This window comes from Allobosea sp. (assembly GCF_035944895.1).
Classification (GTDB): domain Bacteria; phylum Pseudomonadota; class Alphaproteobacteria; order Rhizobiales; family Beijerinckiaceae; genus Allobosea.
The window spans coordinates 547,607-569,412 of record NZ_DASZAT010000005.1 but is presented as its reverse complement, the minus strand read 5'-3'; the positions used below and the strand labels follow the sequence as shown (position 1 = coordinate 569,412).

The window sequence follows — 21,806 nt, the reverse complement described above, 5'->3', positions numbered from 1 at the left end:
TTGGGTCCTCGGGCAGAAACGGGTCGCCGCCTGTCTAGCCGGTTCAGGCGGCAGCCTCCACCGCGGCAGGGACATGCCGGCTTTCCTTTTCCAGTGCCCGGCGCAGTTCACGACGGAGAGCGACGAAACCGACGGAGCGCTCGTCGCGCGGGCGCGACAGCAGATTGTCGAGGCTGAAGGCGATGGGCCCCGCCTCTTGCGGCAAAACGAGGATGCGGTCGGCCAGACGCACGGCCTCGTCGACGGAGCCGGTGGCGATGACGACGGCAGGGCGCCCCTGCGTACAAAGCTCCGCCAGGAAGGCGGCAAGCCGGTCGCGCGCCTGCACATCTAGCGCGGCGAAGGGCTCATCGATCAGCAGCAGACGCGGCCTGACCAGCAGCAGGCGGGCAATGGCGAGCCGGAGCAGCCCTTCCGGCGAGAGCGTCCCCGGCCGCTGCGTTGCCTGTGCGGCGAGGCCGACGCGGACCAGCACATTGGCGATCAGGCCCTCGCGTTCGAATGGTGTCGCCTTCGGCAAGGCGAAGGCGAGATTCTCGATGAGGCTGAGCCACGGGAAAAAGCGCGGGCGGGCACAGAGCAGGCCGAGCTCGGCAGTCGGCACCGTTCCTTCGTCGGCACGCAGGCCGGCGAAGCCGCGCAGGGCTACCGCCCGCACCTCCGGAGCGCCGAGCAGGGCAACGACCTCGCCAGCAGCCGGACGCGGCAGAGCGTTTTCGGGAGAGCGGGAGAGCGTAAGAAAATCAGCCGACATAACTGGCTCCATCCATAAATAAGGCGGAAGGAGCGCCGACGGCCTCAAGGCCGCCCGTCGTCCCGCGCTTTAGCTGCATTTGTTTCGCGCCCGCAAGCTGAGGCTCAAATCGGCGCGTGTCCTTTCATAAGGTCTGAGCGTCCGTTTTGTCAAACGACCGATCGTACTCGGCGAGGTCGGCGCGCAAGAGTTGGTAGCGGCATTGCAGGATGGTCTCGCCGCGCGAACGCGAGGGACGCTTGACCCGGTCGAGCAAGCGGAAACCCAACCTCTCCAGCACCCGGCCAGAGGCGACATTGTCGGCCGCATGGCCCGAACGGAGCGACCGGATTCCGGCTTCCGCAAAAGCGAACCAGACCACCGCCCGGGCCGCCTCGGAGGCGAAGCCCTGCCCCCAGGCCGCCTGCTCGAACCAATAGCCAAGCTCGCCCTCGCCATCGGCGATCTCGTCGAGATCGATCAGGCCGATCATCCGCCCATCCAGCATCGCGGCGAAGCGATAGGCCGCCCCTGCCGCCCATTCGCGTGGATGGCCGGCGAACCAGGCTTCGATCTCAGTGCGATCGGGCGGGAACGACGCCATCCGCAGCATCTGCGTCACCGCCCAGTCGGATTGGATCTCGAAAGCGCGCTCAGCATCGACCGGCGTCGACGGCCGTAAGGCGAGCCGGGCAGTCGCAATCGTCTCGCGAGGGATGGGCATGATCTCCATCGCCCGATGCTGACACGGTTGCGTGGCGCCTACCACCACATCCCGGCACTCTCGGCGGCCTTGTGCTGGCGCGGCTCGCTGTCGGTGAGCGAGCGGTCGAGCGTGCGTAGCGCCTCGCGCTTGATCGCCTCGAAAGCGGGCGAGAGCCGGTCGCGCGGGCGGGTCAGCGGGTTGTCGAGCTCGTCGAAGATGCGGCCCGGCCGCGGCTGCATCACCACGATGCGGTCGGCCAGCGTCACCGCTTCCTCGACATCGTGGGTGACCATCACCACGGTCGGCCGGCTCTCCTCCCAGAGCGCGAGGAGATGGCCGTGCAGGCTGGCGCGCGTGGTGGCATCGAGTGCCGAGAAGGGCTCGTCCATCAAGAGCAGCTTCGGCCGGGTGACGAGGGCGCGGGCGATGGCGACGCGCTGCTGTTGGCCGCCGGAGAGCTCGCGCGGCCAGCGCGCCTCGTAGCCGGCGAGACCGACGCGGGCGAGCGCGCCAGTAACGAGGCGATTGTGCTCCGCGGCAGGCAGATGGCTGAGGCCGAAGCCGGCATTGTCGGCGACCGAGAGCCAGGGCAGAAGGCGCGGCTCCTGGAAGATCACGCCGACATCGGCGCGCGGCTCGGTGATGGCGGCGTCGTCGAGCAGGATGCGTCCCTCGCTCGGCCGGTCGAGCCCGGCGACGAGGCGCAGCAGCGTGGTCTTGCCGCAACCGGAGCCGCCGACCAGCGCCAGGATCTCGCCGGCGGCAACGGAGATGTCGATGCCTGACAGGGCACGGGTGCCGTCGGCATAGGTCTTGGAGAGATGGTCGAAGACCAGCATCGCGTCCTCAGAGCCTGTCCCTGGCGGTGTCCTGCCAGGCAAGGAAGGGGCGCGTCAGCGCGAGCAGGAGGCCATCGGCGAGCTTGCCCAGCACGGCGAAGGCGATGATCGCGGCGATGATGGTGTCGGGCCGGCCGAGTTGCTGGCCATCGACCAGGAGATAGCCGAGCCCCTCGCTCGCGCCCATGATCTCGGCAGCGACGACGAACATGAAGCCGAGCCCTAGCCCGCCGCGCAGCGCGGTGAACCAGTCGGGCAGGATTGCTGGCAAAAGCACGCGCCGGACCATGGCGAGCCGGCCGAGGCGGAAGACGCGGCCGACCTCGACGATCTTGCGGTCGATCGAGAGGATCGCAGCGGCGACGCCGAGGTAGACCGGGAAGAAGACGCCGACGGCGATCAGCGCCACTTTCGAGGCCTCGAAGATGCCGAACCAGAGGATGAAGAGCGGTACCCAGGCGATCGAGGGGATGGCGCGCAAAGCCTGCAAGGTCGGGTCGAGCAGGCCGCGCGCCAGCGGCAGTGCGCCGGTCAGGGCTCCTAATGCGGTGCCGATGGCGGCGCCGATACCGAAGCCGGCGCCGACGCGCCAGAGCGTCGCCCACGCATGGGTCCAGAGTTCGCCGCTGACGGCGAGCTGCCAGAGCGTCTTACCGACCACGCTGGGCGGTGGCATCAGCCGGCCATTGGCGAGGCCGGCCCGAACGAGGATTTCCCAGAGGATCGCGAGGACGATCGGCAGCAGGAAGCCGGCGAGCCGCAGGCCGGCGCGCGACGCCGGCCGCGCTTGCGGCGTGGCCTTCGTCTCATCGACGGCGTCTGCAATCTCGATCGTGCTCATCGGCCCGCGATCATGTCCGCTCAGTTGGTCGCGGCAAAGCGCTTGTCGATCAGCGCATCGACCATCGCCTTGACGTCGGCATTGGCGGGCAGGACGCCGGCTTGCTGCAAAGCGAGGCCCGCGGCGAGAATGGTATCGGCCTGCGCCGCACCGATCGTGCTGTGAGTGAGTTCGGTGCGGGTGAGCTGGCGCTCGATCACCGCATCGGAGAGCTTGGTCGCCTCGACCAGCGCCTTCCGGACCTCGGCCGGATTGGCGAGGGCGATGGCGCGGGCCTCCTCATAGGCCTTCAGCACCTTGCGGACGAGCTCTGGATTCTTCTCGGAAAACTCCTCGCGGACATTGAGAACGCCCCAGGTGTTGTCGGCAGCCTTGCGGTGGAAAAGCTTGGCGCCAGCCTCGACTTCGGCGGCGGCCATCATCGGGTCGAGCCCAGCCCAGGCCTCGACATCGCCGCGCTCCAAAGCGAGCCGGCCGTCGGCATGCTGGAGCAGCACGAGCTTGACGTCCTTCTCGGTCAGGCCGGCATCGGCCAGCGAGCGCACCAGGAAGATGTGCGGATCGGTGCCGCGGGTGACGGCGACGCGCTTGCCCTTGAGATCGGCGACCTTGGTGACCTCGCTCTTGGCGCCGGTGACCAGAGCCGTCCATTCCGGCCGCGAATAGACATAGATCGACTTGATCGGGTTGCCGTTGATCTTGGCGATCAGCGCGGCCGCGCCGGCGGTCGAGCCGAAATCGAGCGAGCCGGCATTGAGGAATTCCAGCGCCTTGTTCGAACCGGCCGAGAACACCCAGCGCACCTTGATGCCGTCGGCCTCCAGTGCCTTCTCCAGGATGCCGCGCTCCTTCAGCAGCAGGCTGACCGGGTTGTAGGTGGCATAATCGACGCGGATCTCCTTCGGTGCCTGCGCCTGCGCGCTGCCGAGGGCGAGCGAGGCTGCGGCGAGACCGGCGAGCACGGCGCGGCGGGTCAGAGCTGAGATGAGCATGGCGTTCCCCTTCGATCGACTTATGCGAAGGGGTGGAAGCAATCAGCCTCCGGCGCCCCCGCTTTAGCTGCACTTGTTTCGCGCCCGCAAGCTGCTGGCTCAAATCGGCGCGTGTCCGATTGATAGGTTCGATCGTTCTCTTTGTCAAACAAGACATAGAATTACGTGATAATCGTAATTTCACATTATTATCTTGTTGAATTATGTTTCCGCGTCTGGCCTCGTTCATGCTAGGGAACGGCAACCGTCGCGTCTGCCGAAAGCCTCGAAGAGCCTCGTTCAGTGCCGCCCTCCCCCGACAAGCCAGCCCCCCGCCTCGCCGAGTTCATCGACAATCCCATGGCTGCGGTCGGCAAGCTGGCGCGGCAGTTCGACGAGGACGATCGCGCCGGCCTGCGCAGCGCATTGGTCGATGCGCTGCGCGACAATCTCGAGGAAGGTCGCCAATCGGCGCGCGAGATCCTGGCCAAATCCCGCAACGGCCTCTCCTGCGCCAAGCGGCTTTCCGGCGTGATGGACAGCATTGTCGCCAGCCTGCATGTCGCGGCGACGCGGCATTTCTATCCCGTCGAGAATCCATCCGCCGGTGAACGCATCGCCGTCGTCGCGGTCGGCGGCTATGGCCGCGGCACGCTGGCGCCGGGCTCGGATGTCGATCTGCTCTTCCTGTTCCCCGACAAGCAGACCGCCTGGGGCGAGAGCGTGGTCGAGGCGATGCTCTACCCGCTCTGGGACCTGAAGCTGAAAGTCGGCCATTCCGTGCGCTCGGTCGACGACTGCATCCGCGAAGGCCGGGCCGACATGACGATCCGCACCGCGCTGCTGGAAGCGCGATTGATCTGCGGCGATGCGGCCCTGTTCTCCGATCTGCAGCGGCGCTATGGCGCCGAGATCGCCGAGGGCACGGCCGCTATCTTCACCGAGGCCAAGCTCGCCGAGCGCGAGAACCGCGTCGCCCGCGCCGGCTCGTCGCGCTATCTGGTCGAGCCCAACGTCAAGGACGGCAAGGGCGGCCTGCGCGACCTCAACACGCTGTTCTGGATCGCCAAATATTCCTATCGCGTCGACGATCCCGCCGAACTGGTCGAGGCCGGGCTGTTCGATGCGCGCGAATTCGCGATGTTCCAACGCTCGGAGGAATTCCTCTGGCGGGTGCGCTGCTGGATGCACTTCATCACCGGGCGGGCCGAGGAGCGGCTTTCCTTCGACCTGCAGCGCCAGGTCGCAGCAGCGATCGGCTATGCCGGCCGTAGCGGCCAGGCCCCGGTCGAGCGCTTCATGAAGGCGTATTTCCTCGTCGCCAAGGATGTCGGCGACCTCACCGCGATCGTCTGCGCCGCGCTGGAAGCACGCCAGCAGAAGCCGCGCGCCAGCCTGACCAACCTGATCGGCTCCTTCACCAAGCGGCGGCGCGTGCGCGCGCTCGGCCATCCCGATTTCACCCTGCAGGGCCAGCGCCTCGCCGTCATCGACGACGACGCCTTCAAGCGCGATCCGGTCAATCTTCTGCGGCTCTACGAGATCGCCAGCCGCGACGATCTCGCCATCCATCCCGACACCAGCCGGCTGGTGACGCAGTCGCTGCGGCTCGTCACGCCCCAGTTGCGGCAGGACCGCGAGGCCAACCGGATTTTCCTGGAGATCCTGACGGCGCGGCGCTCGCCGGAAGCGGTGCTCAGGCGGATGAACGAATCCGGGCTGCTTGGCCGCTTCGTCCCGGATTTCGGTCGCATCGTCGCGATGATGCAGTTCAACATGTATCATCACTACACGGTCGACGAGCACCTGATCCGCTCGATCGGCATTTTGGCCGAGATCGATGCCGGCAAGCTCGAAGCCGAGCATCCCTTGGCGAACTCGATCTTCGCGACGATCACCAACCGGCGCGCCCTCTATGTCGCGCTGTTCCTGCATGACATCGCCAAGGGCCGGCCGGAGGACCATTCGGTCGCCGGCGCGCGCATCGCCCGCAAGCTCTGCCCGCGGCTCGGCCTGACCGAGGCGCAGACCGAGACCGTGGTTTGGCTGATCGAGAACCATCTGGTGATGTCGACCGTCGCCCAGAGCCGCGACCTCGGCGACCCCAAGACGATCGAGAGCTTCGCGGGAATCGTGCAGACGCTGGAGCGGCTGAAGCTCCTGCTTGTGCTGACCGTCGCCGACATCAAGGCGGTCGGGCCCGGCGTCTGGAACGGCTGGAAGGGCCAGCTCCTGCGCACGCTCTATTACGAGACCGAGGTCGTGCTCGCCGGCGGCCATTCCGGCATCGAACGCAAGGCCAGGGTCGAGCGCAAGCAGCAGGCGCTCGAGGCCCGCCTCGCCGACTGGACGGAAGAGGAGCGCGCCGCCTATCTCGCCCGGCACTATCCGGCCTATTGGCTCAAGGTCGAGCCCGAGCGGCAGGAGCAGCATGCCCGCTTCCTGCGCGAGGCGGAGGTCGCCGGCCGCACCACGGCGACCCGTGTCGAGACCGACCAGTTCCGCGGCGTGACCGAGCTCACCGTGCTGGCGCCCGACCATCCGCGCCTGCTCGCCATCGTCACCGGGGCCTGCGCGGCGGCCGGCGGCAACATCGTCGATGCGCAGATCTTCACCACCACCGACGGGCTGGTGCTCGACACCATCTTCGTCTCGCGCGCCTTCGAGCGCGACGACGACGAATTGCGCCGGGCCGAGCGTATCGCGGCGGCGATCGAGCGCGCGCTCAAGGGCGAGATCAGGATTGCCGACCTCGTCGCCCAGCGCCGGGCCCCGCCACCGCGCGGCGGCACCTTCCAGGTCGCGCCCGAAGTCATCATCGACAACGTCCTGTCGTCCCGGCACACGGTGCTGGAGGTGTCGGGCCTCGACCGGCCCGGCCTGCTCTACGATCTCACCACCGCGATCGGAAAGCTCAACCTCAACATCGCCTCGGCCCATATCGCGACCTTCGGCGAGAAGGCGGTCGACGTCTTCTACGTCACCGACCTCACCGGGGCGAAGATCACCTCGACCGGACGCCAGCTGGTGATTCGCCAGGCCCTGCTCGCCGTGTTCACTCTGGAGCTCGACAAGCAGGCCTCCGGCAAGGCCAAGACCGTGGCCCGTGCTTGATTTCGCCCGGCCGAAGCCCGATATCGGCAGCGAAGCCGGTGCGCCGACAGGCAGCGCCGCAATGATGCATGACGATCAACGATTGGGATGATGGAATGACGCAGAACCCTGCGAAGGACGATCCGAAGCCGGAGACCGAGAATCAGGACGTGGCGGAGACGCAGGCCAGCGAAACGCAGGCGCCCAACCCGCTCGCCCTGCTCGAAGCCGAGCGCGACGACCTCAAGGACAAGCTGCTGCGCACCCTGGCCGAGATGGAGAATCTGCGCCGGCGCACCGAGCGCGAGATCTCCGACGCGAAGGCCTATGCCGTGACGAGCTTCGCCCGCGACCTGCTCGGTTCGGCCGACAATCTGCGCCGTGCGCTGGAGAGCGTGCCGGAGACGGCCCGCACCGCCGCCGACAGCGCGCTTTCGGCCGTGGTCGAGGGTGTCGAGCTGACCGAGCGCGAGCTCCTGAAGACGCTCGAGCGCCACGGCGTGCGCAAGATCGACCCGCAGGGTGAGAAGTTCGACCCGAATCTGCATCAGGCGATGTTCGAAGCGCCCGACGCCGGCATCGCCAAGGGCCTCGTCTCGAAGGTGGTGCAGACCGGCTACAAGATCGGCGAGCGCGTGCTGCGCCCGGCGCTGGTCGGCGTCTCCGCAGGCGCGCCGAAGGCTGCCGCCAACGGCTCGGAGAACCCGGCCGCCGATGCCGGCGACAAGCCGGCGAACTGACAGGTGCTCGAAGCTGCGGGCGTCGTCGTCTTCGCCCTGACCGGGGCGTTGGTCGCCGCCCGCAAGCGGATGGACCCGTTCGGCTTCATCCTGCTCGCCACCGTCACCGGCGTCGGTGGCGGCACCTTGCGTGATCTCCTGCTCGACCGGCGCGTGTTCTGGATCGAGGCGCCGTCCGACGTGATGCTGTGTACGGCCGTCGCCCTGGCGGCCTGGACAATCGCCTACTTCAAGCCCGGCATGCTCGACGGCTGGGGCGCCAAGCGCCTGCTGATCTGGGCGGATGCGGCGGGGCTCGCACTCTTTGCCGTGGTCGGCGCGCAGAAGGGTCTGGCGGCCGGTGTGCCGATCCCCTCCGCTATCGCCTTCGGCGCGATGACCGCGACCTTCGGCGGCATCATCCGCGACCTCCTCGCCGGCGACAGGCCGATGGTGCTGTGGAGCCGCGACTTCTACGTCACCGCCGCAGCCGCCGGGGCGGCCACGACGGTTGGCCTCGCGCAGATGGGCCTTGCCCCGATCCTTGTCATGCTGGGTGGGATCGCTGCCGGCTTCGGCCTGCGGGCCGGCTCGCTCCTGTTCGGTTGGTCATTCCCGAAGCTGCCGGGCGACGATGCGCCCAGGCCTTCAAACTGAGGGCTTCGTCACTCGGCGCAGGGTCAGGTTGATCCGCCCCGCCTGCGGCAGCAGGTTCGACGAGCCCGCGAGGATGCGGTCGATGCCGTGATAGGCCAGCCGCGCCTCGCCGCCGAAGGCGAGTGCGTCACCCGAGGCCAGCTTCAGCGAGACAGTCTTGCCGCCACGACTGGTGCCGCCGATGCGGAAGACGGCGGTGTCACCGAGCGAGAGCGAGAGCACCGGCGCGTCGAACTCCTGCTCGTCGCGATCCTGGTGCAGGCCCATCTTCGCTGATGGCTCGTAGAAATTGACGAGGCAGGCCTCGGGCGGGTGCGGGTAGCCGGCAAGCTCCTCCCAGGCGCGCAGCAGCCGCGCGGGGATCGGCGGCCAGGGCGTGCCGGTCTCAGGGTGAAGTGGCTGGTAGCGGTAGCCGCGCTCGTCCGAGACCCAGCCGAGAGCACCGCAGTTTGTCATTCTGACGGAGAAAGGCTTTCCGGTCTTCGGCATGCGCGGCACATAGAACGGCGCCTGCCGCGCCGCCTCGCGCAGCTCGGTGACCAGCGCCGCCTGCTCCGCGGGATCGAGGTAGCCCGGCCAATGCGTCACGCCCGGCGCGACGGCGAGCGCGGTCATCAGAATTTGTCGAGGCCGAGCACGTCGGCCATCGAGTACAAGCCCGGCTTGCGGCCACGGCCCCAGAGCGCGGCCTTGACCGCGCCCTGCGCGAACAGGCTGCGATCCTCGGCGACATGGGCGAGCTCCAACCGCTCGCCGGCGCCGGCGAAGATCACCTTGTGGTCGCCGATGACAGTGCCGCCGCGCAGCGCGGCAAAGCCGATCGTGCCGGGCTGGCGGGCGCCGACCTGGCCGTCACGCACCGCGACGCGGGATTCCGCGAGATCGACGGCACGGCCCTGCGCCGCTGCCTCGCCAAGCAGGACGGCGGTGCCGGAGGGCGCATCGACCTTCATGCGATGATGCATCTCGACGATCTCGATGTCCCAGTCGGTACCGAGCGTCGCCGCGACCTTGCGCACCAGCGCCGCCAGCAGGTTGACGCCGAGGCTCATATTGCCGGAGCGGATGATTGCGGCATGGCGCGAGGCCGCTTCGAGCTTGGCGAGATGCTGCGGCTCCATCCCTGTCGTGCCGGCGACATGGACGATGCGGGCCTGGGCGGCGAGGCCGGCAAAGGCGACGGTGGCCTCGGGCATGGTGAAGTCGAGCACGCCCTCGGCCTCGACGAAGGCGGCGAGCGCATCGTCGCTGACCAGGACGCCGCCGGCGGGCAGGCCTGCGAGCACGGCAGCATCCTGGCCGAGCACAGGCGAACCTGGGCGCTCGATCGCGGCAGAGAGGACGCAGCCAGGCGTGTCATGGATCGCTTTGACCAGCGAGCGGCCCATCCGGCCGGCGGCGCCGACGACGACGAGACGCATGTCGCTCATGGTGAAACGCTCCAGATAGCCAAGGCAGGCGCCGGACATCGACGCCACATCTGCCTATAGGGCGCTTCGATGGTCCCTGAAACGAAAAACGGCCGGGCAAAGCCCGGCCGTCCAGATTTCGGGTGTCGTCGCGGTCCTACTCGACCGGCTGGATCGCCGCGACCTTCCACTCGCCGCCGCGCGAGCGCACGAAGGTCCAGTGCTCGATGACCTCGCGCGGGATGGTGGCATGGCCCTCGACGACCTTGCCGCCATTGCGCTCGACCATGGCGGTGAGCAGGCTGAAGCGCATCGCGACGGTGGCGTAGTCGTAGCCGTCCTCGCGCCAGGATTCCGCAAGGTCGCCCTGCAGCAGCTTGACCTCGGCCGCCTTCTCGATCAGTCCCTTGCGGGCGTTCTCGGCGAACTCGTCCTCGAGCGCACCGGAAATCTCCGGCGTAGTGATCTGGCGCAGGCGCGCAATGTTCTCGTCGGAGATCGCGGACTGCACCTCGGAGAGCAAGCGCTCGAAGGTGCCGTAGTCGGCGCCCTGCAGCTCGAACTCGACCGGCTTGGCGGCAGAAGCCGCGGCAGCGCCGCCACCCATCGCGGGAGCGGCCGGCTGCGGCTGATAAGCCTCGCGGCCGAGCGGCCCACCGGCGCTGGCGAGCTGCGGCTCGCTGCGGCGACGGAACAGGCGCAGCGCCAGCCAGATCAGGCCGCCGATCAGCGCGACCTGGAAGAGCAGGCCGAGGAAGCCGGCGATGCCGCCGAAACCAGCGCCCGAGAGCAGGCCGAACAGGCCAGCGCCGAGCAAGCCGCCAGCGACGCCCATCATCAGGCTGCGCGCCATGGACGGGCGGGCCGCCTGGGCGGCTGCACCCGCTGCGCCGGCAGCCGGGGCAGCGGCCGATGGGCCGGGCGCCTGCGTCGGGCTGCGCTGGAACGAGGAGCCGGGCGCGGTCGGTGTCGGCGCGACCTGCGATTGGCTGCGCGAGCCGCGGCTGCCGAAGCTGCGGCCGCCCGGAGCGGCCTCGGCGATGATCGGCACCAGCAGAAGAGCGCCAGCGATGAGGGCGATTGCACGTCCACGACGGGCGAGCGAAATCAGTGACATGGTTCCTCCCGGAGCCGGGATCGGCTCACTGGACCCGAAATATGGTTGGGTCGTACGACTTTCGCAAGGTGCGGGCGACCTGAACCTTCGGGTGACAGGCAACGATCATATTGGGTGGCCGGCTTCACTATGCTATGGTTTCCGCACCGTCACGCCGATCAGGCGAAGGACAGGAGCGAGCCATGGTCCGATCCCCTCGGAGGCTACCGCGCTCTCACGCCGCAACGCTGCTGTTATCGGCTTTTTCTGCGACGATCCTGTTACTGTCGACCTCCCCTATCCTGGCGCAGGAGAAAGCCGTCGCCCTCGACAGGCCGCGCCTGGCGCAGGCGCCCGAGCCTTATTGCTATTGCTGGAACGACGGCAAAAAGATCGCGGAAGGCAGCATGTCCTGTATCCGCACCACCATGGGCCGCCGCCTGGCCACCTGCGGCCGCGTCACCAATCTGATGTCCTGGCAAGTGACGGAAAATCCCTGCCCCGAAAGCTGAATGGAGTCATCCGGTCATTCCGGGGCGGGCTGAAGGCCCGAGCCCGGAAGCCGTCTCCACGCCCGCTCCAACGGAAATGCCGTCATTCCGGCCGTAGCGAAGCGGAGTGCCGGAATGACGGCGCCTTTTCGTGCGATCGTCATGGTCATGGATTCCGGGCCCACCGCTTTGCGGTGCCCCCCGGAATGACGGCGTGCTTTCCTGATGTCGCAAGCGCCCGAAAAGAAAAGCGCCGCGGGGCCTCTCCCGCGACGCTCTTCAATTGGCTTGTTGGTCTTTTCGACTCGAGACTGACTTCCCCGTCAGAACGCTCCGATCACGATCGCCAGAACCAGCGCGAAAGCTGCTCCCATGGCCAACCGGTCGAGACTTAGCGTGAGGTTCATGTGAACCCTCCTTGTCATTGACCTGACATGGAAGCTAGCAGAAACGGCGGCCGCCGCAAGTGGCTGCGTCGCCGCAGCGGAGGCCGCAGCAGAGAAGCGTTCTTAATCAGCGGTTAAATCATTGAACTGCTTTGTGGATAGTCCCGAACAAGACCTTCCGGACAGAAGCTTTTAGTATTGCCGAATGCAGCATAAATCCTTTCCGCCACAATCAAGCCGAAGTTGTTGCGACGCAATATTGTCCCATGCGGGACGAGAGCCCAGATCTCGCCGAGAGATCGTCATGCCGGCATCAGGATCAGGCGCTCGAGCGCCCGCGCCACGGCGATGACGCGGGCATCGTCGCCGAAGCGGCCGATGAGCTGGAACGAGACCGGCAGGCCACGCGGGCCTCGCATCAGCGGCACGGTCAGGCAGGGCGTGCCGAGCAGCGTCCAAAGCCGGTTGAACTTGGAATCGCCGGTCGAGGCGAGCGTCTCCGGCGCCTCGCCCGGCGCGGCATAGGTCAGGACGAGATCGACCTCGCCGAACCAGCGCTCGGCCGCATGCCTGCCACGCCGGGCAGTGCCGCGGGCTGCGTCATAGTCGTCAGGCGTGGTGGCGCGGGCCTCGTCCAGATAGGCGCGCAGCTTCGGCGGCAGGTCTTCGCGATGATTGGCGTATTCCCAGGCGAGCGCCTGGGTCGCCTCCCAATTCTGCAACGGACCATGGGCATGGAAGGTCTCGGCGAGCTCGGTAGGCGTCGCAATGTCGAGGACAGTCGCGCCGCCCTTGCGGGCGAAATCGGCGATCCGCTGCAGCGCGCCCTCGCAAGCCGGCTCCGGCCTATCGGTGAATTCCTGCCGGCAGAGACCGAGTTTCAACCCGTCCAGCGCCAGTTCGGGCGCATCGAGATCGGCACGGCCGGTCAGCGCCGCCAGAGCGAAACCGAGATCGTCGGCGCTGGCGGCCATCAGGCCGAGCGTATCGAGCGACCAGGAGAAGGGCTTCACACCGACTGTCGGCAGCAGGCCGTAGGACGGCTTGATCGCCGCGACGCCGCAATAGGCGGCGGGACGGATCACCGAGCCGCCGGTCTGGGTGCCGATGGCGAGCGGGACGAGGCTGGCGGCGACGGCCGCGGCCGAGCCTGCCGAGGAACCGCCGGGGCTTGCCGAGGGATCGTGCGGATTGCGGGTCGGAGCGGGATCGAGGAAGGCGAAGGCCGTGGTCTGGGTCTTGCCGGCTACGGTCGCGCCAGCCGCCTTCAGCGCCATCACGATCGGGGCGTCGGCTTTGGGCTGATAGCCGTCATAGATCGAAGAGCCCATGCCGGTCGGCAACTCGGCGGTGTCGATGATGTCCTTGACCCCGACGGCAACGCCGGAGAGCGGCCCCTCGCCTGCCTTAAGAGTCTCGGGGCGGGCTGCAAAGGCGCGCAGGTCGCCATCGCGCTCGTCGATTCGCCGCTCGCTGTCGGCAAGGGCGGCCTGGGCGGAAACCTCACCATTGGCGACGCGGCGAGCGATATCGCGAACCGAAAGCATGGACCTGTCCCTGGAATCTGCGCGGCGAGGCCGCCGATGCGGTCATGCTGGCACAGGCCAAGCGCCGAAAGGAAGCCGGGAACGCCCCCCCGCAGACGGGGTATGCAGCCGGTGCGCCGCTGGAGCGCGCGGCTCAGTAGGTCGCGCGGCCGCCGGAGAGGTCGAAGATTCCGCCGGTCGAGAAGGAGCAGTCGTCGCTGGAGAGCCAGAGCACCAGCCGCGCCACCTCCGCCACCTCGACGAAGCGCCCCATCGGGATGCGCGACATGATGTCGGCACGCCGCTCGGCCGAGATCTCCTTGGCCATCGCGGTTTCGGCAGCGGCCGGCGTCACCGCCGTAACGATGATGCCCTGCTGCGCCGTTTCCTTGGCGACGCTCTTGGTCAGGGCGATCAGGCCCGCCTTCGAGGCGGAATAGGCGGCCGCCATCGCCATGCCCTCCTTGCCCTGGATCGAGGCGATGCTGACGACATGGCCACGCAGGGGATGGCCGTCCGGCGAAAGCCGCGGCGCCTGGCGCAGCATCCGGCCGACGACGGCGCGCGTCACCAGATAGGCGCCGAACAGGTTGACCTGCAGCACGCGCTGGAAGTTGTCGGGCGTCGTCTCCCAGATCGGCCTGACTTCGCCGAGCACGCCGGCATTGTTGATGAGGATATCGATGCGGCCATGGTTGGACATTGCGGCATCGGCCGCCGCCTCGACCGCATTGACGTCACGGATGTCAAGCTGACGCTGGCTCGCCCGGCGGCCAAGCTCGCTCACGGCCTGCGCCAGGCTGCTTGCATCCTGATCCCAGAGAGTGACGCTGGCGCCGGCCTCGATCAGCGCGTGGGCGATGCCACGGCCGAGCCCGCCGGCCCCGCCGGTGACGACAGCATGGCGGCCGGAGAGATCGTAGCGCGTGCTCATCAGCCGGCGCTCCAGGCGGTCTTGGTCCGGGTGATCTGGTGGCGGTAGAGGCCGAGCGAGAACGGCCCCTGACCGCCGAGCGCCTGCAACTCCTCGGCCGACAGGGATTCGCGCGCCAGTGCGACGAATTCGGCCTCGTCGCCCCAGCCTTCGAGCAGCAGCACCCAGCTCGGCACGGCATTGGCGACGCCGCGCGCCTTCTGCTCGGCGGTGGCGGCACCGCTCGCTTGCGCGTCCGCTGTCAGCAGATGGACACCGGCAACGCCGCGCGTCCCAAGCAGGTCCGGCACCAGCCCGCGCAAGAGCGCCGCCTTGTGGGCCGAGGCGATATTGTCCGGCACGTCATAGCGCAAGGTCGCGATCAGCCCGCCCTGGGCCGGACCGCTGGTGTGGGACACACGGCAGATCGCGCGCGCCACCGAGCGGAAATGCTTCACCGCCGAGAACGTCCAGGGCGTCGGCGCATTGACCCTTGTCGTATAGTCCTGCCCCTTCAGCACTTCGACGGTCTGCGCCTCGTACAGATTGAAGAATTCGAGATCGGCATCGATCGCGACATAGCGGCGCCCGCGCAGGAAGCCGGGGATGCCGACCCGCTCGGGCATGTGCTCCTCGCCATGCCAGGCATAGAACTCCGCCCTGCCCTCCGGCGCGATGTCGTGCCAGATCGCGACCGCTCCCTCACCTGCCAGGCTCATCGTTCTCTCCACCGGCCTGCGGGGCGCGTTGACTCGGCCTCGCCCTCTCTCTATACGAAAATGAAATCCAAATTGGAAATGATTTCCAATTCTAATCAAGACAGGGGGCGGGGACGGGTGACGATCGCGGCGGTCGAGCGTGCATTCAAGCTGCTGGAGGCGCTGGCCGACGAGGCCGAGGGCGCCGACCTGACCGTGCTGGCCGAGCGGCTCGACCTGCCGGTCAGCGCCACCCATCGTCTGCTCGCAAGCCTCGGCGAGCGCGGCTTCGTCGCGCAGGACCCGCAATCGGGCGCCTATGGGCTGACGCTGAAGCTGTCGCAGCTTGCCTTCCGCAATCTCGATTTGCGCGGCTTGCCCGATGCCGGCCAGATCGTGCTCGACGGGCTCGCCCGCGCCACCCGCGAATATTGCCGCCTCGCCGTGGTCGAGGGCGAGAGCCTGACCTGGATCGCCCGCGCCCAGGGCGCGACCGCCGGCCTGCGCTACGAGCCGCCGATGGGGATGGGGCCTGTCCTGCACGCCACGGCGACCGGCAAGGCCTGGCTCGCCTCGCTGCCGGAGCAGGAGGCGCTCCGCATCGTCTGCGCGCGCGGCTTCGACGGCGAGGGACGCACCGGCCCCAATGCGCTCGGCAATGTCGATGCGCTGAGGCGGCATCTCGGCGAGACCCGCAATCGTGGCTACGCGCTGGCGGTCGAGGAGGGCGAGATCGGCACCGTCGCGATGGCGACGACCTTCCGCGCCGGGCCGGATGCAGGCGCGCCGGTTGCCGGCACGCTCAGCGTCGCCGGGCCGCTGCCACGCATGCACGAGGCGCGCCGAAGCGAGATCGCGACGGCGCTCGCCAGCGCCGCGCAGGACATGGCGGCGATCTGGCCGCTCAGGCGGCGACAGATCGGCGCCCTCCCCGCCGTTTCGAGCGAGGCAGCCATACGGTTGGCGCCGACAGAGACATCAGCATGAGCAGCGACACCGCCACCACAGCGACCACGCAACAGGCCAGCGGCAAGGCCGCCGCCTGGGTCTCGGCCATCGCCTGGCCGCTGGCAAGCTTCGCCGTGCTGCTGGTCGCCTGGCAGCTCCTGGTGCCGATGGCCGGCATCCCCGAATACATCCTGCCGGTGCCGAGCGCCTTCTTCGAGCGGCTCTGGATCGATCGCGCCGACATCTTCCGGCATACGCTGGTGACGGCCAACGAGATCGTGCTCGGCTTCCTGATGGCGGCGGTGATCTCGATCCCGCTCGGCTACATCATCGTTTCGGTGAAGCTGCTGGAGAAGGCGATCTATCCGGTGATCGTCTTCTTCCAGCTCGTGCCGAAGATCGCGATCGCGCCGCTCTTCGTGGTCTGGTTCGGTTTCGGCCTGTTCCCGAAGGTGCTGCTGACCTTCCTGCTCTGCTTCTTCCCGACGCTGGTCGCGAGCATGACGGGCTTCCGCGCGCTGGACGAGCGCGTGCTCTATCTGACCCGCTCGATGGGCGCATCCGCCTGGCAGACCTTCCGCTATGTCCGGGTGCCGGCGGCTCTCACCTATATCTTTGCCGGCCTCAAGGTCTCGGCCGTGTTCGCGGCGACGGGCGCGATCGTCGGCGAGTTCGTCGGCGCCAATGCCGGCCTCGGTTATCTCCTGCTGCGCGGCACCAGCTTCCTCGACATGCCGCTGATCTTCGCCTGCCTGGTGGCGCTGTCTGCCGTCGGCATCCTGTTCAGCTACCTCGTCGACTGGCTCGAAGTGCTCCTGATGCCCTGGCAGCGCAAGGGCTGATCCGACGACATCGACCATCAATCCGGGCAAACCGGAACCACAGGGAGAACGACCATGCTGAGAAGGACATTGCTCACCGCCGCCGCCATGCTGGCGCTCGGCACGAGCGGCGCGCTCGCCCAGGCCGGCGGCAAGCCGATGAAGATCACGCTGAACTTCCTAGCTGCGGCGCCGAATGCCGGCTTCATGATGGCCAAGCAGATGGGCCTCTACGAGAAGGCCGGCATCAACCTGACGATCGAGGAAGGCAAGGGCTCGGGCACGACCGCGCAGATGGTCGCGACGGGCCAGACCGATGTCGGCTTTGCCGACGCCCCGGCCGCCATGCAGTTGCGGACGAAGGGCGCGCCGGTGAAGATCGTCGCCCCCGTGCTGCAGACCAACGGCTTTGCCATCATCGCGCTGGAGGACAGCGGCATCGCCTCGCCCAAGGATCTCGTCGGCAAGAAGCTCGCGGTCCAGCCCGGCACGGCGCAGACGACGCTGCTCGACGCCATCCTCGCCGGCAACGGCATCGACAAGGGCAAGGTCGATGTCATCAACATCGATCCCGGCGCCTTCGTCGGCGCGCTGCTGGAGAAGAAGGTCGATGCCATCCTCGGCGGTGCCGATTTCCACTCGGTCCAGATCCGCGAACGCGGCTTCAAGGTGCGCGACATCTTCTATCGCGATGTCGGCGTGCCGACCGTCGGACTCTCGATCATCGCCCGCGACGACAAGATCAAGGCCGATGCCGAGCTCTACAAGAAGTTCATCGAGGCGAGCCTGCAGGGCTGGGACGCCGCCCGCAAGAACCCGGACGCCGCCGCCGACGCGGTCGTCGCGCAATTCCCCTCGGTGAAGAAGGCGCAGGTGCTGGCGCAGTTCGATGTCGTCAACAAGCTGCTCTGCGCGCCGGGCGCCACCTCGCTCGGTAAGGTGCCGGAGAAGAACTGGACCGTCAGCTTCGACCTGCTGACGCAATATCTCGGCCTGCCCAAGGACAAGCCGATCAGCGACTACTACACGACCGAGCTGCTCCCGGCCTCGGCCCCGGCCTGCTCGTGAGCGCGACAGCCGCCAGCGCCGCCGCCTCGATCGAGGGACGCGGCATCGTCAAGACCTTCGGCGGCTTCACCGCCGTCGATGGTCTGACGCTGGACATCCGGAGCGGTGAGTTCGTCAGCCTGATCGGCCCCTCCGGCTGCGGCAAGAGCACGTTCATGCTGATGGCGGCAGGGCTGATCCCGACCAGCGGCGGCGAATTGCTGGTCAACGGCAAGAAGCTGACCGAGCCGCTCACCGATATCGGCATCGTCTTCCAGGACCATCTGCTGCTGGAATTCCGGACGGCGCTGGAGAACGTGATGCTGCAGGCCGAGATCCGCGGCCTGCCGCTGGCACCGGCGAAGGAGCGGGCGCTGGAGCTCTTCGCCAAGCTCGGCATCAGCCATGCCGCCGACCGCTATCCGAAGCAGCTCTCCGGCGGCATGCGCCAGCGCGTCTCGATCGCGCGTGCGCTGATCCACAACCCGTCAGTGCTGATGATGGACGAGCCTTTCGGCGCGCTCGACGCGATCACGCGCACGCAGATCCGGCACGATCTCGAAATGCTCTGGCTGGAGACGGCCAAGACCGTAGTCTTCATCACCCACTCGATCGAAGAGGCGATCGGCCTCTCCGACCGGGTGCTGGTGATGTCGCCGACGCCAGGCCGGGTCGTCGACGAGATCAAGATCGAATTGCCGCGGCCGCGGCCGGCCCATCTCGGCGACTATCCGAGCTTCAACGCCTATGCCGACCGCATCCATGATGCGTTCCGGCGGTTCGGGGTGATCAAGTATTGAAGGGCAGCGCCGACGCGCGCGGCCGCCACTGCACCGTCATGCTCGCCCTTGTGGCGAGCATCCACGTCTTGAACACCGCCCTCGCGAAAGGAAGACGTGGATGGTCGGGACAAGCCCGACCATGACGGACGGACACCTCAACCCGGCCGCTTCGGGATTTCCAGCCCGCGCTGCACCGCCGGGCGCGCCAGCCCGCGCTCCAGCCATTTCGGGACGAGCTTGAGCTTGTCGTATTCGACCAGTTCGCCGGCGCCGTAGAAGCCGACGAGGTTGCGGACCCAGCCGAGCGTCGCGATGTCGGCGATGGTATACTCGTCGCCCATCAGCCAGTCGCGGCCGGCGAGCCTCGTCTCGAGCACGCCGAGCAGGCGCTTGCTCTCATTGGCGTAACGGTCACGCGGGCGCTTGTCCTCGTATTCGCGGCCGGCGAACTTGTGGAAGAAGCCGAGCTGGCCGAACATCGGGCCGATCGCCGCCATCTGGAAGAAGACCCATTGCAGGGTCTCGTAGCGGCGAGCCGGATCGGTGGGAAGGAACCTGCCGGCCTTGTCGGCGAGATAGACCAGGATCGCGCCGGACTCGAACAGGGCGAACGGCTTGCCGCCGGGGCCGTTGGGATCAAGGATCGACGGGATCTTGCCGTTCGGGTTGAGCGAGAGGAATTCCGGCGTCCAGGTCTCGTTCTTGCCGATGTCGATGGTATGCGGCTCGTAGGGGATGCCGGTCTCCTCCAGCATGATCGAGACCTTCACGCCATTGGGCGTCGGCAACGAATAGAGCTGGAGCCGGTCGGGATGCTGGGCCGGCCAGCGCTGCGTGATCGGAAAAGCGGAGAGATCGGACATCGAGAAACTTCCTCGGATGGCGGGCGAGGCGCCGGCCTTGCCTGGCGTGCCCTGTCGGCGGGACGCCGATGGCGCGAGGCCATGACGTTGCGGCGTAAGTTGGAGTGCCGCCCCGGGTAGCGCAACCTCGCTGAGCTTGCAGGACCGCCGAACCGCAAAGGCAAATCCGAAATCCTGAGGTTAATGTCCGCGCTGCGGAAAAGAACCGCTTTAACTGCTGCTTAACGCCATCGGCAAAGTTAATCCGCCCGTGGCTTCCAGGACGCAGCCGGTCAACAAACCGTTCATCGAACGACTCGCATTTGATCGGTCATGCGTCGCGTTCACCTCACCCTCCTCGCGCTCGGCGTCATCGGCGCCGGCCTTGCCGGCTGCGGCAAGTTCCAGAAGCCGCAGCGCGCCCCCTGGCGTGACCAGGCCGAAGCCCAGTGCCTGTCCTCGGGCCAGGTGCAGCTCTCGGCCTATGTCAGCCTGCGCGGCAAGGCGATCGATGGCCCCGGCACCTGCGGCATGGAGAAGCCGCTCAAGGTCGCGGCCTTCGCCAATGGCAGCGTCGCGCTGACCAGCAATGCGACCCTGGCCTGCCCGGTGGTCGCGACGACGGACAAATGGTTCACCGAAGTGGTGCAGCCGGCAGCGATGAACGTGCTCGGCGCGCAGGTGATCGAGATCCGCGCCGGCTCCTATTCCTGCCGCGCCATGAACAACGGCACCGGCACGAGCCGCACATCCGAGCATGCCTTCGGCAACGCCGTCGACGTCTTTTCCTTCCGGCTGAACGACAACCGCGTCGTCACCGTCAAGGATGGCTGGCGCGGCGCGCCGGAGGAGCAGGCCTTCCTGCGCGAGATCTTCGTCGGTGCCTGCGAGCATTTCTCGACCGTGCTCGGCCCCGGCGCCGATCCGATGCACTACGACCATTTCCACATCGACCTGGCCCGTCATTCCAAGGGCCGGCACATCTGCAAGCCGGTGATCAAATACGAGCCCAACTACAACCTGCCGCCGCCGGACCCGGCACGGCCCGACCGGATGGCCCTGCAACAGCAGCAGCCGGCGACGCGCCAGAGCCTGCCGCCGCCGATGGTGGCAAGCAATTCCGGCGGCCTGCTGCGCCAGCCGAGCGGTGGCCTGCGTCCGCCGGGCGCGGTCAGCGGCGGCTATCCGGTCGCTCATCAGCAGCAGGGCGGGCTCGACGGCCAGCGGCGCTATATCGAAGAAGAGGGGCAGCCGCAGATGAGCCGGCGCTACCAGCCGCAGCCGACGCCGAGCGAAATGCGCGGGCCGCTGCAGCTTCCGGGCTCGACGCCGCCGACCGAGGAGCTGATCGTCGGCGACGAGGAAGGCAACGGCATCATCGACAGTGCCCAGCCGGGCGAGGAGCCGCCGATCAACCCGCGCAACGACCCGTTCGCCTACCGGTCGCAGGGCCAGCAGACCGGGTCGCTACGGCGATAGGACTGCCGCGGCGGCCCGCTATACGGGTCGCCGCGACCACCTCGACTCTTCAGACCTTGGCGACTTCGCGAGCGGCTTCGTCGATCAGGGCAGCGACCTCTCCTGCCCGCGAGGCCAGCGAGGCGTGGCTTGCATCGAGCGTCAGGATACGGCGCGGCTTCATCCGCTCGGCCATGCGGTACTGATTGTCGGGATGGATCATCCGGTCATCGGTGGAGAGCTGATACCAGCTCGGCTTCGCCTTCCAGGCCGGCGCGGTGATGGCATCGCCGAAGGTCGACGCCAGCGGCGCCTTCTGCCCGACGGCCATGGCTAGCGCCTCGTCGGCGCTCAGATCCTGGCAGAAGCTCTCATGGAACCTGTCGTAGTTGATCCAGAGATAGCCGTCGCTGTCGGGAGCGAGATTGGCGATCGCCGCCGGGGGTGTCGCCTGGCTGATGCCGCCGGGGCTCTCGCCGGCATCGGGCGCGAAGGCGGCGATGTAGACGAGGCCTGCGACATTCGGCAGATCGCCCGCCTCGGTGATGACGGCGCCGCCATAGGAGTGGCCGACCAGCAGCACCGGCCCCGCTTGCTGCTTCACCATCTTGCGGGTGCGCTCGGCATCATCGGCGAGCGAGGTCAGCGGCATCTCGACCGCACGGAGCCCGGAATGGCCCTTGCGGGCCAGTTCGACGATGACCTTGCTCCAATGAGCGGCTCCGCCCCAGAAGCCATGAACGAGAACGATGGTCGGCCTGGCACTCATCACGTCCTCCACTGTCAGCAGCGAAGCCGCGCGCGAAGCGGAATACGTCCCGCTCGACCAA

Annotated in this window: 22 protein-coding genes; 9 read left to right on the top strand and 13 right to left on the bottom strand. The window is 67.7% G+C overall.

The features are described 5' to 3' along the window. Positions 1 to 43: 43 nt before the first annotated feature. The 5 genes from VGV58_RS05045 to VGV58_RS05025 all read right to left on the bottom strand — a co-directional run bounded on the left by VGV58_RS05045 (position 44) and on the right by VGV58_RS05025 (position 4,105). The gene (locus VGV58_RS05045; protein WP_326872880.1) at positions 44 to 754 is read right to left on the bottom strand and encodes an ATP-binding cassette domain-containing protein; all 711 of its coding nucleotides are present in this window, start codon (positions 752 to 754) and stop codon (positions 44 to 46) included. A gap of 124 nt (positions 755 to 878) precedes the next feature. Next, entirely contained in the window at positions 879 to 1,457 is a 579-nt protein-coding gene (locus tag VGV58_RS05040; protein ID WP_326872879.1) for a GNAT family N-acetyltransferase, read from the bottom strand. Positions 1,458 to 1,495: 38 nt separating this feature from the next. After that, the gene (locus VGV58_RS05035) at positions 1,496 to 2,278 is read right to left on the bottom strand and encodes an ABC transporter ATP-binding protein (protein ID WP_326872878.1); all 783 of its coding nucleotides are present in this window, start codon (positions 2,276 to 2,278) and stop codon (positions 1,496 to 1,498) included. A 7-nt stretch (positions 2,279 to 2,285) separates the two neighbouring features. Further along, positions 2,286 to 3,119, bottom strand: coding sequence for an ABC transporter permease (locus VGV58_RS05030; protein WP_326872877.1), 834 nt, complete (start codon positions 3,117 to 3,119; stop codon positions 2,286 to 2,288). A gap of 20 nt (positions 3,120 to 3,139) precedes the next feature. Beyond that, positions 3,140 to 4,105 (bottom strand): aliphatic sulfonate ABC transporter substrate-binding protein, encoded by a 966-nt coding sequence (locus VGV58_RS05025; protein WP_326873566.1) that lies wholly within the window; start codon positions 4,103 to 4,105, stop codon positions 3,140 to 3,142. A gap of 345 nt (positions 4,106 to 4,450) precedes the next feature. Here VGV58_RS05025 and VGV58_RS05020 point away from each other — a divergent pair, with 345 nt between their 5' ends. The 3 genes from VGV58_RS05020 (at position 4,451) to VGV58_RS05010 (ending at position 8,559) form a co-directional block, all read left to right on the top strand. Beyond that, positions 4,451 to 7,204, top strand: a complete 2,754-nt coding sequence (locus tag VGV58_RS05020; RefSeq protein WP_326873565.1) for a [protein-PII] uridylyltransferase — start codon at positions 4,451 to 4,453, stop codon at positions 7,202 to 7,204. Between the two features lie 95 nt (positions 7,205 to 7,299). Further along, on the top strand, positions 7,300 to 7,923 hold the full coding sequence (grpE, locus tag VGV58_RS05015; RefSeq protein ID WP_326872876.1) for a nucleotide exchange factor GrpE: 624 nt from the start codon (positions 7,300 to 7,302) through the stop codon (positions 7,921 to 7,923). Between the two features lie 3 nt (positions 7,924 to 7,926). Beyond that, a complete protein-coding gene (locus VGV58_RS05010) occupies positions 7,927 to 8,559 on the top strand; it encodes a trimeric intracellular cation channel family protein (protein ID WP_326872875.1) in 633 nt (210 codons plus the stop codon). On the opposite strand, the gene VGV58_RS05005 is transcribed toward VGV58_RS05010, so the two are convergent. From VGV58_RS05005 to VGV58_RS04995, 3 genes are all read right to left on the bottom strand, one after another. After that, on the bottom strand, positions 8,551 to 9,174 hold the full coding sequence (locus VGV58_RS05005) for an alpha-ketoglutarate-dependent dioxygenase AlkB family protein (RefSeq protein ID WP_326872874.1): 624 nt from the start codon (positions 9,172 to 9,174) through the stop codon (positions 8,551 to 8,553). The two genes, VGV58_RS05010 and VGV58_RS05005, sit on opposite strands and share 9 nt — an antisense overlap. After that, complete coding sequence (gene dapB / locus VGV58_RS05000; RefSeq protein ID WP_326873564.1) at positions 9,174 to 9,980, bottom strand: 4-hydroxy-tetrahydrodipicolinate reductase; 807 nt, start codon at positions 9,978 to 9,980, stop codon at positions 9,174 to 9,176. The genes VGV58_RS05005 and dapB overlap by 1 nt, the downstream gene beginning before the upstream one ends. A gap of 145 nt (positions 9,981 to 10,125) precedes the next feature. Continuing rightward, positions 10,126 to 11,085, bottom strand: a complete 960-nt coding sequence (locus tag VGV58_RS04995; RefSeq protein WP_326872873.1) for a TIM44-like domain-containing protein — start codon at positions 11,083 to 11,085, stop codon at positions 10,126 to 10,128. Between the two features lie 182 nt (positions 11,086 to 11,267). Here VGV58_RS04995 and VGV58_RS04990 point away from each other — a divergent pair, with 182 nt between their 5' ends. Further along, positions 11,268 to 11,576, top strand: a complete 309-nt coding sequence (locus tag VGV58_RS04990) for a hypothetical protein (protein ID WP_326872872.1) — start codon at positions 11,268 to 11,270, stop codon at positions 11,574 to 11,576. A 667-nt stretch (positions 11,577 to 12,243) separates the two neighbouring features. Here the strand turns inward: VGV58_RS04990 and VGV58_RS04985 are convergent. From VGV58_RS04985 to VGV58_RS04975, 3 genes are all read right to left on the bottom strand, one after another. After that, complete coding sequence (locus VGV58_RS04985; protein WP_326872871.1) at positions 12,244 to 13,488, bottom strand: amidase; 1,245 nt, start codon at positions 13,486 to 13,488, stop codon at positions 12,244 to 12,246. A gap of 133 nt (positions 13,489 to 13,621) precedes the next feature. Continuing rightward, positions 13,622 to 14,401 (bottom strand): SDR family NAD(P)-dependent oxidoreductase, encoded by a 780-nt coding sequence (locus VGV58_RS04980; RefSeq protein WP_326872870.1) that lies wholly within the window; start codon positions 14,399 to 14,401, stop codon positions 13,622 to 13,624. Then, positions 14,401 to 15,099: a hypothetical protein gene (locus tag VGV58_RS04975; RefSeq protein WP_326872869.1), complete on the bottom strand. Its 699-nt coding sequence runs from the start codon at positions 15,097 to 15,099 to the stop codon at positions 14,401 to 14,403. Before VGV58_RS04975 ends, VGV58_RS04980 begins: the two co-directional genes overlap by 1 nt. 117 nt (positions 15,100 to 15,216) lie before the next feature. Between VGV58_RS04975 and VGV58_RS04970 the strand changes: the two genes are divergently transcribed. Genes VGV58_RS04970 through VGV58_RS04955 form a run of 4 tightly spaced genes read left to right on the top strand, consistent with a single transcriptional unit; the run spans position 15,217 to position 18,694 of the window. Beyond that, positions 15,217 to 16,065 (top strand): IclR family transcriptional regulator, encoded by an 849-nt coding sequence (locus VGV58_RS04970; RefSeq protein ID WP_326872868.1) that lies wholly within the window; start codon positions 15,217 to 15,219, stop codon positions 16,063 to 16,065. Next, positions 16,062 to 16,868, top strand: a complete 807-nt coding sequence (locus VGV58_RS04965) for an ABC transporter permease (protein ID WP_326872867.1) — start codon at positions 16,062 to 16,064, stop codon at positions 16,866 to 16,868. The genes VGV58_RS04970 and VGV58_RS04965 overlap by 4 nt, the downstream gene beginning before the upstream one ends. A gap of 54 nt (positions 16,869 to 16,922) precedes the next feature. After that, complete coding sequence (locus VGV58_RS04960; protein WP_326872866.1) at positions 16,923 to 17,915, top strand: ABC transporter substrate-binding protein; 993 nt, start codon at positions 16,923 to 16,925, stop codon at positions 17,913 to 17,915. Continuing rightward, positions 17,912 to 18,694 (top strand): ABC transporter ATP-binding protein, encoded by a 783-nt coding sequence (locus VGV58_RS04955; protein WP_326872865.1) that lies wholly within the window; start codon positions 17,912 to 17,914, stop codon positions 18,692 to 18,694. Before VGV58_RS04960 ends, VGV58_RS04955 begins: the two co-directional genes overlap by 4 nt. Before the next feature lie 137 nt (positions 18,695 to 18,831). Here the strand turns inward: VGV58_RS04955 and VGV58_RS04950 are convergent, their stop codons facing one another. Next, positions 18,832 to 19,539: a glutathione S-transferase N-terminal domain-containing protein gene (locus VGV58_RS04950; protein ID WP_326872864.1), complete on the bottom strand. Its 708-nt coding sequence runs from the start codon at positions 19,537 to 19,539 to the stop codon at positions 18,832 to 18,834. 312 nt (positions 19,540 to 19,851) lie between these two features. Between VGV58_RS04950 and VGV58_RS04945 the strand changes: the two genes are divergently transcribed. Then, positions 19,852 to 20,997 (top strand): extensin-like domain-containing protein, encoded by a 1,146-nt coding sequence (locus tag VGV58_RS04945; protein ID WP_326872863.1) that lies wholly within the window; start codon positions 19,852 to 19,854, stop codon positions 20,995 to 20,997. 49 nt (positions 20,998 to 21,046) lie between these two features. Here VGV58_RS04945 and VGV58_RS04940 read toward each other — a convergent pair whose 3' ends face one another. Next, the gene (locus tag VGV58_RS04940; protein WP_326872862.1) at positions 21,047 to 21,745 is read right to left on the bottom strand and encodes an alpha/beta hydrolase; all 699 of its coding nucleotides are present in this window, start codon (positions 21,743 to 21,745) and stop codon (positions 21,047 to 21,049) included. Positions 21,746 to 21,806 lie beyond the last annotated feature (61 nt).